Genomic DNA, 11070 nt, shown 5'->3' on the forward strand with positions numbered 1-11070 from the left:
CGATTCGGGGGCGGCTCCCCCAGGGGTCAGGGCCGCTCAGCTCGGGGCGACCAGCGCGTATGTCTGCTCTGCGATCTCCAGTTCCTCATCGGTCGGTACGACGGCCACCTTCACCCTCGCGTACTCGGGCGAGATCAGCCGTGCCTCCTTGCAGCGCGCCGCGTTGAGCTCGCCGTCCACGGCCAGGCCCAGCTCCTCCAGGCCCGCGACGGCGGCCTCGCGCACGGGCGCCGCGTTCTCCCCGACACCGGCGGTGAAGACCACGGCATCGACACTGCCCAGTACCGCGTAGTAGGCGCCGATGTACTTCTTCAGCCGGTGGATGTAGATGTCGAAGGCCAGGGTGGCCGCCGCGTCGCCCGCGTCGATCCGGCGGCGGATCTCCCGCATGTCGTTGGCGCCGCACAGCCCCAGCAGGCCGCTGCGCTTGTTCAGCAGCTCGTCCACCTCGTCCACGTCCATCCCGGCGACCCGGCCCAGATGGAAGACCACCGCCGGGTCGATGTCACCGGAGCGGGTTCCCATCACCAGGCCCTCCAAGGGTGTCAGTCCCATGGAGGTGTCCTCGCAGCGCCCGCCGCGCACCGCGGAGGCCGAGGCGCCGTTGCCCAGGTGCAGCACGATCAGATTGACCTCTGCGGGGTCCTTGCCCAGCAGCTCGGCTGCCTTGCGTGACACATAGGCGTGCGAGGTGCCGTGGAAGCCGTAGCGGCGCACCCGGTGGGTGTCCGCCGTCTCCACGTCGATGGCGTAGCGGGCCGCGTGCTCCGGCATCGTGGAGTGGAACGCGGTGTCGAAGACGGCGACCTGCGGCAGATCGGGGCGCAGCCGCTGCGCCGTACGGATGCCGGTGACGTTCGCCGGGTTGTGCAGCGGTGCCACCGGGACCAGCCGCTCGATCTCCTTGAGCACGGCGTCGTCCACCACTGTCGGCTCGGTCAGCTTCAGCCCGCCGTGCACCACCCGGTGGCCGATCGCGGCCAGGTCGGGGGAGTCCAGGCCGAGCCCGTCTGCGGCCAGCTCGTCCGCGATGGCCTTGAGCGCCGCGTCGTGGTCGGCGAGCCGGCCCTCGCGGGTGCGCGGCTCGCCGCCGGTGGCCAGCGGCTGGTGCGAGATGGCCGAGGTCTCCTCACCGATCCGCTCGGCGAGCCCCGCGGCCAGCCGGGAGCGGTCGGCCATGTCGATGAGCTGGTACTTGACCGACGACGAGCCGGAGTTGAGGACGAGGATCCGGGTGGGGGTCACAGCAGGGGCTTTCTTCACGGGTTCGGAAACGGGGCTCGGGACCAGGGTCTGGAAACGGGGTAGGGGAACGGGGTCGGGAAACGGGCTTCAGGCGTGCCGGGTGCCGGGTGCGTGCTCGCCCTGCGCCTGGACGGCCGTGATCGCGACGGTGTTGACGATGTCCTGCACCAGAGCGCCGCGGCTCAGGTCGTTGACGGGTTTGCGCAGGCCCTGGAGCACGGGGCCGACGGCGACGGCACCGGCCGAGCGCTGCACGGCCTTGTAGGTGTTGTTGCCGGTGTTCAGGTCGGGGAAGATCAGCACGGTCGCCTGGCCCGCGACCTTGGAGCCGGGCAGCTTGGTGGCGGCGACCGAGGGCTCCACCGCGGCGTCGTACTGGATGGGTCCCTCGATCAGCAGATCGGGGCGGCGCTCGCGGACCAGTTCGGTGGCCCGGCGCACCTTGTCCACGTCGGCGCCCGAGCCCGAGGTGCCCGTCGAGTACGACAGCATCGCGATGCGCGGCTCCACCCCGAACCGCGCCGCGGTGGTGGCCGACTGGATCGCGATGTCTGCGAGCTGCTCGGCGTCCGGGTCGGGCACCACGGCACAGTCTCCGTAGACCAGCACACGGTCGGCCAGGCACATGAAGAAGACGGACGAGACGATCGAGGCGTCCGGCTTCGTGCGGATGATCTCGAAGGCGGGGCGCACCGTCGCCGCCGTCGAGTGCACGGCCCCGGAGACCATGCCGTCGGCCAGGCCCTCGTGGACCATCATCGTGCCGAAGTACGAGACGTCGGAGACCACGTCGTGGGCCAGCTCATAGGTGACGCCTTTGTGGGCGCGCAGCGCGGCGTACGACTCGGCGAAGCGCTCCCGCAGCGGAGAGGTCTGCGGGTCGACGATCCGCGCGGTGGCACCGCCCGTGCCCGCGAGGGCCTCGGCGGGCGCCTCGTCGTCGCCCGGCAGATCGAGCCCGATGCTCAGCTCGGCGGCGCGCTTGCGGATCGCCGCCGGGTCGCCCAGCAGCGTCAGGTCGCAGATGTTGCGCCGCAGCAGCACCTCGGCGGCGCGCAGCACCCGCTCCTCGTTGCCCTCCGGGAGCACGATATGGCGCCGTGCCGCGCGCGAGCGCTCCACCAGTTCGTGCTCGAACATCATCGGCGTGACCCGCTCGCTGCGCTCCACCGCCAGCCGCTCGGACAGCTGGGCGGCGTTCACATGGGTCTCGAACAGCCCCAGCGCGATCTCCGCCTTGCGCGGGGTGGCAGCCGTCAGCTTGCCCTCCAGGGAGAGCAGCGCGTCAGCGGTCGGCATCGAGCCCTCCGACACCACGAGCACCGGCGTACCGGGCGCCAGCCGGGAGGCGAGTGCCAGGGTCTGGTCGCCGGGGTGCTCATCCAGGGTGAGCAGGAGGCCCGCGATGGCGGGGGAGCCGGCCGAGTGCGCGGCCAGTGCGCCGATGATCAGGTCAGAGCGGTCGCCCGGGGTGACCACCAGGCAGCCCTCGGTCAGCGCGGGCAGGAAGACGGGCAGATGGGCGCCGCCGAAGACCAGATTGCGGACGTCGCGGGAGAGCCCGGCGTGGTCGCCGAGCAGCACCCGCGCGCCCGTCGCCTCCTTGACCTGGGCCACTGTCGGCGCGGCCAGCGCGGGCTCCTCCGGGAGGACGAACACCGGCTCGGGCAGCCCCTCGGCCAGGCTGCGCACCGCCGCCACGGCCTTGGGGTCGGCCACCCGGTTGGCGACCATCGCGATCAGATCGGCGCCGAGCGAGGCGTAGGCGTCGTGGGCGTTGCGCACCTCGGCGACCACTGCCTCCGGGGACTGGTCGCGGGCCGCGACGACGGGCAGTACGGCGGCGCCGAACTCGTTCGCGAGCCGGGCGTTGAGCGCCAGCTCGGCGGGGAGCCCGGTGTCGGCGAAGTCGGTGCCGAGGACCAGTACGGCCTCGTACGCGTCGGCGACCCGGTGGTAGCGCTCCACCAGCTGGGAGATCAGCTCGTCCGTGCCCCGCTCGGCCTGGAGCGCGGCCGCCTCCTCGTAGCCCATCCCGAAGACGGTGGAGGCGGGCTGGCTGAGCCGGTAGCGGCTGCGCAGCAGGTCGTACAGCTCGTCGGGCTCGTCGTGCACCAGCGGCCGGAACACCCCCACGCGGTCCACCTGACGGGTCAGGAGCTCCATGACCCCCAGCTCGACGACCTGACGGCCGTCGCTGCGTCCGATGCCGGTCACGTACACGCTGCGCGTCACGCGCTGTCTCCTCCGAGTCGCGGTCGAGCGAGTCGCGGTCGAGATCGCTCTGGGGGTGTTCTTGAGCGGTTTCGCCTAGAAAGCACCCGTAAAGGGTCGGCTATACCCTTGACAATACCCGCGCCACTGGCTAGGACGCTCGCCAGGCGGAGGGCGGGTGGATCCGGTGGCGGGACCGGAGCGAGGCGGTCCGGATGCTGGGCGGGGCCCATGCCCTCGCCTTCAAGACGTGAAACAATCGCACCGGCTCACACGGACCAGCGGCACCCCGGACAGTGAGGTCCGACCGTGCCCCAAGCGGCCCGTCCTGGCGGGCATCTACGGAGCAGGAGAAGCGAACCCCATGCGCATCGGAGTCCTCACCGCAGGCGGAGACTGTCCCGGTCTCAACGCCGTGATCCGATCCGTCGTGCACCGTGCCGTGCACGACCGCGGCGACGAGGTCATCGGCTTCGAAGACGGATTCAAGGGCCTGCTCGAGGGCCGCTACCGCCCCCTGGACATAAACTCGGTCAGCGGCATCCTGGCCCGTGGCGGCACCATTCTCGGCTCGGCCCGGCTGGAGCGGGACCGGCTGCGGGAAGCCTGCAACAACTCCGAGGAGCTGATCGGCCGGCTCGGTCTCGACGCCCTCATCCCCATCGGCGGCGAGGGCACGCTGACCGCGGCGCGGATGCTCGCCGAGATCGGGCTGCCGGTCGTCGGCGTACCCAAGACCATCGACAACGACATCTCCGCCACCGACCGGACCTTCGGCTTCGACACCGCCGTCGGCGTCGCCACCGAGGCCATGGACCGGCTCAAGACCACCGCGGAGTCCCACCAGCGCGTGATGGTCGTGGAGGTCATGGGGCGGCACGCCGGCTGGATCGCACTGGAGGCGGGCATGGCGGCCGGTGCGCACGCCATCTGCATCCCCGAGCGCAACTTCGAGGTCGACGACCTGGTCAAGATGGTCGAGGAGCGGTTCGCGCGGGACAAGAAGTTCGCCATCGTCTGCGTCGCCGAGGGCGCGCACCCGGCCGAGGGTTCCATGCCGTACGAGAAGGGCGTGATCGACCAGTACGGCCACGAGCGCTTCGCCGGTATCGGGAACCGGCTCGCGATCGAGTTGGAGCACCGGCTCGGCAAGGAGGCCCGCCCCGTCATTCTCGGCCACATCCAGCGTGGGGGGACGCCTACGGCGTACGACCGGGTGCTCGCCACCCGGTTCGGGTGGCACGCCGTCGAAGCCGCCCATCGGGGCGACTTCGGGCACATGACCGCCTTGCGGGGTACGGAGATCGTCATGGCGCCGTTGGCCGATGCGGTTTCGGAATTGAAGAGGGTGCCGCAGGACCGGATGGATGAGACCGAAGCGGTGTTCTGATCTTCGGGGGACTTCCGGGGAGGGGGTGCCCCTTGCCGTCCGTTGCGGTCTGCGGGTTGTGTGCGGTTGCGCGCGCAGTTCCCCGCGCCCCTTCGGGGCGCGTCGTCGCTCTAGCCGCGGAGGGCGATTGTCCCCACGATCAGCAGGCACACGATGGTGAAGGCGATCAGGCCGGTGTGGCGGCGTCCAGTGGGCATGGGGCGCAGCCTCGTCGGGGTCCAGTCGGGGTCGCGCCAGACGCGCCGTGCCGTCGAAACCGCGGGCACCGGCGGTGAGTCCGCGGGCTCCGGTGGCGAGTCCGCGGGCTCCAGCGGCGCATCCGCGGGCGGTCGCGGTGCCGGGCGCCGCTCCCCCGTATCCGTCACCTCCCGTACGCGCGCCAGCGCCTCCCCCGCGTTCGGCGGGCGGTCCGCCGGGACGCGGGCCATCAGGGTGAGGACCAACCGGTCGACGGAGGGCGGGAGTTCGGGCCGGGCCCGGCTCGGCCGCAGTGGTACGTCGTGCAGGTGGTTGAACATGACGCCGGCCGCCGAGCCGGTGTAGGGCGGGCGGCCGACGAGGAGTTCGTACAGGACGCAGCCGAGCGCGTACAGGTCGGTACGCCCGTCGACGCGCTCCTGGCGGAACTGTTCGGGCGCCATGTACAGCACGCTGCCGAAGGGCACGCCGCCGGTCGTCGTCAGCTGCGGGTCGGTGGCGCGGGCCTCGGTGAACTTGGCGATGCCGAAGTCGACGACCTTCGCTCGGCCCGCGCCCTCGGCGTCCTCGACCATGATGTTGGCCGGTTTGATGTCGCGGTGCACGACGCCTGCCGCGTGGGCCGTCTCCAGGGCGCGGCACACATCGGCGGTCCAGCGCAGGGCGTCGCCGAGCGGGACGCGGCCGGTGTCGCGCAGCACCTCGTGCAGGGAGCTGCCGTGCACCAGCGCCATCACGAGGAAGGGCGAGCCCTCGTCGGCGCCGTGGTCGTGTACGGCAACGATGTGCGGGCTGTCCAGCGCCGCCGCCGAGCGGGCCTCCCGCCGGAAGCGGGCCGCCATCTCCTCGCGGCCGGCCTCCCCGGCCCCGCCGCGCTGCGGCACGAGCAGCTTGACGGCGACCTCGCGCTCCAACTGGTGGTCGCGGGCCCGCCACACCTCGCCCATGCCGCCGGCGCCGAGGAGTTCGAGCAGTTCGTAGCGGCCGTTCAGCCGACGCCCTCGCATGGGCTCATGCTAGGTTCACCCGTCCGCCGGGCCGGGGGACGGGTCCTTCGCGAAGGCGAGCACCGCCAGCGCGCAGACCGCGAGTGCGGTCCCCAGCAGCAGCACCGTACGCAGCGGGGCCGCGTCCACCACGCGCCCGCCGACGAAGGCGCCCAGCGCGATGGAGGCGTTGAACACGGAGGCGAACAGGGCGCTGGCGGGTTCGCGTTCGCGGGGCGCGGCGGCCAGTACCCACGCCTGGCTGCTGACCGAGACCCCGCCATAGGCCAGGCCCCACAGCAGCAGTACCGCCACGGCGGGCCCGGTGGCCGGACCGACCGCAGCCAGCAGCACCGTCGTCCCGGCGATGCCCGCACCCAGCGTCAGCAGCGTGCCCCGCGGCCGGCGGGCAGCGCGGGCGCCGGCGGCGAAGTTGCCGACGATGCCCGTCGCGCCGTAGGCCAGCAGCAGCGCCCCGATCAGCGCGGGCGCGACACCCGAGAGCTGCTCCAGCACGGGCCGCACATAGGTGTAGGCGGCGAAGTGCCCGGTCACCAGCAGGGCGAGGAAGCCGAACCCGGTGCGCAGCCGGGTGTTGCGCAGCAGCCGCAGCAGGGTGCCGGGGCGTACCGGACGCTCGGCGGGCAGCGCGGGCAGCAGCAGCGCGAGGGCCGCCGCCACGGCCGCCGAGAGCCCCGCAGCCGCGCCGAACGCGGTCCGCCAGCCGGCCGCTTCGCCCAGCATGGTGCCTGCCGGGACGGCCAGTACGCTCGCGATGCCGATGCCGCCGAACACGGCCGCCAGCGCCGTGCTCAGCGAGCGCTGCGGCACCAGCCGTACCGGAAGCCCGGCCGCCAGTGCCCATACGCCGCCGAGCGCGACGCCCACCAGCACACGGGCGATCAGCAGCACGGTGAGGGAAGGCGCCACGGCCGACAGCGCGTTGGCGGCGGCCAGCAGCAGCGCCAGCCCGGCCAGCGTGGTGCGGCGGTCGAGCCGGCCGGCGGCCAGCGGGACGAGGGGCGCGGCGAGGGCTGCGACGATGCCGGTCAGGGTGACGGTCAGGCCCGCTGAGCCCTCCGAGACGTGCAGGCTGTCGCCGACGGGAGTGAGCAGCCCGACGGGCAGCATCTCGGCCGCGGTGACCGCGAAGGTGGCCGAGGTGAGCGAGGCGACGCCGAGCCAGGCCCGCAGCGGTGTGCGCTCCCGCGCCCGGGAGGGGGCCGAGGTGAGGGTTTCTGTCATGCCCCCAGCCTTCGCGGGCGCCCAGGGGGGAACAACGGCGGACTTCTCATCCTTCTATGAGCAGGGCTCATCGATACGGCAGGCCGAGCAGAAGGAGACGGACGTGGACGGCGGCAAGTCCGTGGACGGCGGTACGCCGGGCGTCGGTACCCGCATCCGTTCGCTGGAGATGCGAGAGCTGGAGTGCTTTCTCGTCCTCGCCGAGGAGCTGCACTTCGGGCGCACCGCAGAGCGGCTGTACGTGTCGCAGAGCCGGGTCAGCCAGCTGCTGCGGTCACTGGAGAGCCGGATCGGGGCGCGGCTGGTGGAGCGCACCAGCCGCCGGGTGGCGCTCACACCGCTCGGCTCCCGCTTCCTGGAACGGCTGCGGCCCGCCTACGGTCTGCTGGGCGAGGCCGTGGACGAGGCACGCGCTGCGGCGCGGTGTGTGGCCGGGCGGCTGCGGCTGGGGTTCCTGGGCAGCGCCAGCCACCTGATGACGGCGGCGCTCGGCCTCTTCCACGCCCGCCATCCGCGGGTGGAGACCGACATCGTGGAGATCACCATGGCGGACCCGTTCGGGCCGCTGCGGCGCGGCGAGGTGGACGCGGCCGTCGTGCTGCTGCCCGTCGCCGAACCCGACCTGGTGGTGGGGCCCTGCTTCGAGGAGCAGCCGTGGACGCTGGCCGTCTCCCCCCGCCACCCGCTGGCCGGGCGCGGCACGCTGGACGCCGAGGACCTCGCCGACTGCCCTCTCATCGCCGCCGCGCCGCCCGCGCCCGGCTACTGGCGCGACCACCAGGCGCCGCCGCGTACCCCCGAGGGGCGCACCGTTGCGCGCGGGCCGGCTGTGGCCACGCTCCAGGAGGGGCTGGCCAACGCGGCGGCGGGGCGCGGGGCGATGCTGCTGTGCCGGCCCACCGCCGAGGCGCACGCCCGCGCGGACATCGTCTTCGTACCGGTGACAGGTCTGCCGCCGTCGGAGCTGGCGATGGTGAGACTGCGCGGCAGCAACAGCGCGCTGCTGGACGCCTTCGCGCGCACCGTTGAGAGTTCTGTGCACTCCTTTCGTGCTCACCCCTTCACCGCGGCGCCCAGCGCGAAGCCGCCGCCCAGCCGGCGGGCGATGAGCACGTAGAGCAGGATCACCGGCGTCGAGTACAGCAGCGAGAAGGCGGCCAACTGGCCGTAGACGACGGCTCCGTAGTTGCCGAAGAAGGTGAAGATGCTGACCGACGCCGGCATCTGCTCCGGGCTCAGCAGCAGCATGAACGGTACGAAGAAGTTCCCCCACATCATCACGAAGCTGTAGATCGCCACCACCGAGACACCGGGCCCCATCAGCGGCAGTACGACCCGCAGCAGCGACTGCCACCAAGAGGCACCGTCCGTCCAGGCCGCCTCCTCCAGCACCAGCGGCACCGAGTCCATGAAGTTCTTCATCAGCCAGACCGCGAACGGAAGCTGGGAGGCGGCCAGGAACAGCGCGGTGCCGTACATCGTGTCGATCAGGTTGATCTGCACGAACAGCCCGTACACCGGCACCATCACGGCCGTGACCGGCAGACACGTGGTGAACAGGATGGCCAGCAGATACGGGCGGCTGAACCGGGACCGGAACCGGGAGAGCGGATAGGCCGCCAGCGCCGCGCACACCACCGTCAGAGCTGTCGCACCACCGCACAGCACCAGGCTGTTGCGCATCGGCGTGAAGGTGATCTCATCCGTCAGCACCGCGGAGAAATTGTCCAGCGTGGGCGAGCCCGGCGGCCGCACCCGAAGCGTCGCCTCCGCGTCCAGGGAGGCGAGAACCAGCCACGCGAGCGGCGTCACGAACGCCGCCGCGACCACCAGCAGCCCACCGTCCGCCGCGAGCCGCCTACGCATGTGTGTGCTCAACTTCACCTAATCGCAACCTCCTTCGAGCAGCTGTTCGCAAGCGCCCGCGACCTGCGGCATTCGGGGTGCGCCGCTTTGAGTGCGAACTGCCCCTTGGCCGGGAACAGTTGGATATTGCGGGGTCCGTGTGTCCTGGGTTGAGGATGCGAGTACCGTGCTGTCACCCGTCGTACGTGCATGTGGCAACGACGGGGTCCTACCGGAAGGAAAACGATGACAGCACTGCGCCTCAGATGGCAGCGGTCGGTCGCCATCGCGGCGACCGGTGCCGCGGCGTTCGTCGGCACCGCGATAGCGGCCGCCCCCGCCCAGGCACACACCCCCCAGTGGTCGGTGACCTGTGACTCGGTCTCGATCGATCTCAAGCAGTACGCACCGAAGGGCAACAAGGTCACCGTCAAGGCCGGTGACAAGGTGTTGATCAGCGAGGACTTCGGCCGCAGCTTCAACAAGAAGGTCGACCTGCCGAAGCACAGCGAGCCGCTGGACGTCACGGCGCAGGTCGTGGCCTCCGACGGCGACCAGTTCTCGTGGGGTCCTGAGACCAAGAAGTCCCCGGTCTGCGAGGAGCCCTCGAAGCCTCCGGCCCCGTCGCCCAGCGAGTCGGAGTCCACCTCGCCCTCGCCCAGCGCCAGCCCCTCGCAGAGCGCCAGCGAGAAGCCCGAGCCGAGCGCGCCCGAGTCCAGCAGCAGCGCTCCGGCCTCCAAGCCGCAGGGCGGCGGTGACGACCTGGCCGAGACCGGTTCGTCCAGCAACACCCCGATGATCGCCGGCATCGCGGCCGCCGTGGTCGTCCTCGGCGGGGGCCTGGTGGTCTTCGCGCGCAAGCGCCGCGCGTCGCAGAGCTGAACTCGGCGCTGACCGCGCCGGGGCTGTCCCCCGTGCAGCCCCGATGTGCAAGGCCGGGCGGCTGAAGGACAGCCCGTAGCACCGCCCGGCGGCCCGCCCCACCCGGCCGCCGGGCAACCCGGCCGCTGACGCCGCACCGCGTACGCCCGACGGCGTCACGACGTCCCCACCTCCTCGCGCATCAGCCGCAGATAGACGGTGGAGAACAGCGCGCCGACGACGAGCAGCAGCAGCGCGACGGCCGTCCCGTAGCCGATCAGCGACTTGGTGAACGCCTGGTCGTACATGAACACCGGCAGCGTCTCGCTCCGGTGCGCCGGACCGCCCTTGGTCATCGCCCAGATCAGCCCGAAGACCGACAATGTTTGCAGGGTGTTGAGCATCAGATTGGTGCCGATGGACTTGCGGATCATCGGCAGCGTGATGTGCCACAGCCGCTGCCACCCGCTCGCCCCGTCCACCTCGGCCGACTCGGTGACCTCCTGCGGAATCCCGGCGAGCGCCGCCGAGTAGACCAGCATCGAAAACGCCGTCCCGCGCCATACGTTGGCGAAGGAGACCGCCAGGATCGGCAGCGTCACCAGCCAGTTCTGGGTGGGCAGCTGCAGCCAGTGCAGTACGGCGTTGAGCTGGCCCTCCCGGTGGAAGAAGGTGTACAGCAAGAACCCCGCCACGATCTCCGGCAGCACCCAGGCGCTGATCACCACGGCGCCGGTGACCGTCCGTACGGTCCGGGAGGCCCGCCGCATCAGCGAGGCGAGCGCCAGGCCCAGGCTGTTCTGTCCCAGGACCGAGGAGATGAGGGTGAAGACGAGCGTGAGGACGACCGCGTTGCGGAAGTGCGCGTCCCCGAAAGCGCGGGTGAAGTTGTCCAGCCCCACGAACGACGCCGACTCCTGCCCGGTCAGCCGCATGTCGGTGAACGCCAGCGCGAAGCAGTAGCCGATGGGTCCGGCCAGGAAGAGCAGCATCACCGTCGTCGCGGGCGCCAGCGGCAGCCAGCGCAGCACGCCCTCGTTACGGGGACGCGGGGTACGTGGGGGGCGTCGGTGGCGTGGGGTGTGC

9 protein-coding genes are annotated in these 11070 nt (G+C 71.7%); 3 read left to right on the top strand and 6 right to left on the bottom strand.

Annotated elements, in window-relative coordinates:
• Positions 1-36: 36 nt before the first annotated feature.
• Positions 37-1245: an acetate kinase gene (locus ITI46_RS18885; RefSeq protein ID WP_209240831.1), complete on the bottom strand. Its 1209-nt coding sequence runs from the start codon at positions 1243-1245 to the stop codon at positions 37-39.
• A gap of 87 nt (positions 1246-1332) precedes the next feature.
• The gene (gene pta, locus ITI46_RS18890) at positions 1333-3480 is read right to left on the bottom strand and encodes a phosphate acetyltransferase (protein WP_209240832.1); all 2148 of its coding nucleotides are present in this window, start codon (positions 3478-3480) and stop codon (positions 1333-1335) included.
• Positions 3481-3823: 343 nt separating this feature from the next.
• Here pta and ITI46_RS18895 point away from each other — a divergent pair, with 343 nt between their 5' ends.
• On the top strand, positions 3824-4849 hold the full coding sequence (locus ITI46_RS18895) for a 6-phosphofructokinase (protein WP_209240833.1): 1026 nt from the start codon (positions 3824-3826) through the stop codon (positions 4847-4849).
• A 110-nt stretch (positions 4850-4959) separates the two neighbouring features.
• Here ITI46_RS18895 and ITI46_RS18900 read toward each other — a convergent pair whose 3' ends face one another.
• Both ITI46_RS18900 and ITI46_RS18905 read right to left on the bottom strand, forming a co-directional pair.
• Entirely contained in the window at positions 4960-6054 is a 1095-nt protein-coding gene (locus ITI46_RS18900; RefSeq protein WP_209240834.1) for a protein kinase domain-containing protein, read from the bottom strand.
• Between the two features lie 15 nt (positions 6055-6069).
• On the bottom strand, positions 6070-7278 hold the full coding sequence (locus ITI46_RS18905) for an MFS transporter (protein WP_209240835.1): 1209 nt from the start codon (positions 7276-7278) through the stop codon (positions 6070-6072).
• A gap of 169 nt (positions 7279-7447) precedes the next feature.
• Between ITI46_RS18905 and ITI46_RS18910 the strand changes: the two genes are divergently transcribed.
• Positions 7448-8395: a LysR family transcriptional regulator gene (locus tag ITI46_RS18910; RefSeq protein WP_209240839.1), complete on the top strand. Its 948-nt coding sequence runs from the start codon at positions 7448-7450 to the stop codon at positions 8393-8395.
• Here the strand turns inward: ITI46_RS18910 and ITI46_RS18915 are convergent.
• On the bottom strand, positions 8332-9144 hold the full coding sequence (locus tag ITI46_RS18915; RefSeq protein WP_209240840.1) for a carbohydrate ABC transporter permease: 813 nt from the start codon (positions 9142-9144) through the stop codon (positions 8332-8334). The genes ITI46_RS18910 and ITI46_RS18915 overlap by 64 nt on opposite strands.
• A 225-nt stretch (positions 9145-9369) precedes the next feature.
• On the opposite strand from ITI46_RS18915, the gene ITI46_RS18920 reads away from it, so the two are divergent.
• The gene (locus ITI46_RS18920) at positions 9370-10005 is read left to right on the top strand and encodes an LAETG motif-containing sortase-dependent surface protein (RefSeq protein WP_209240836.1); all 636 of its coding nucleotides are present in this window, start codon (positions 9370-9372) and stop codon (positions 10003-10005) included.
• Between the two features lie 155 nt (positions 10006-10160).
• On the opposite strand, the gene ITI46_RS18925 is transcribed toward ITI46_RS18920, so the two are convergent.
• On the bottom strand, positions 10161-11015 hold the full coding sequence (locus ITI46_RS18925; RefSeq protein WP_307808231.1) for a carbohydrate ABC transporter permease: 855 nt from the start codon (positions 11013-11015) through the stop codon (positions 10161-10163).
• Positions 11016-11070 lie beyond the last annotated feature (55 nt).

The organism is Streptomyces oryzae, assembly GCF_017676365.1.
Taxonomy (GTDB): Bacteria; Actinomycetota; Actinomycetes; order Streptomycetales; family Streptomycetaceae; genus Streptomyces; species Streptomyces oryzae.

Bases quoted from the DNA above. Each gene is read 5' to 3' on its own strand.
- ITI46_RS18895 (WP_209240833.1), top strand. From the start codon at position 3,824: ATGCGCATCGGAGTCCTCACCGCAGGCGGAGACTGTCCCGGTCTCAAC.
- ITI46_RS18900 (WP_209240834.1), bottom strand. From the start codon at position 6,054: ATGCGAGGGCGTCGGCTGAACGGCCGCTACGAACTGCTCGAACTCCTC.
- ITI46_RS18905 (WP_209240835.1), bottom strand. From the start codon at position 7,278: ATGACAGAAACCCTCACCTCGGCCCCCTCCCGGGCGCGGGAGCGCACA.
- ITI46_RS18910 (WP_209240839.1), top strand. From the start codon at position 7,448: ATGCGAGAGCTGGAGTGCTTTCTCGTCCTCGCCGAGGAGCTGCACTTC.
- ITI46_RS18915 (WP_209240840.1), bottom strand. From the start codon at position 9,144: ATGCGTAGGCGGCTCGCGGCGGACGGTGGGCTGCTGGTGGTCGCGGCG.
- ITI46_RS18920 (WP_209240836.1), top strand. From the start codon at position 9,370: ATGACAGCACTGCGCCTCAGATGGCAGCGGTCGGTCGCCATCGCGGCG.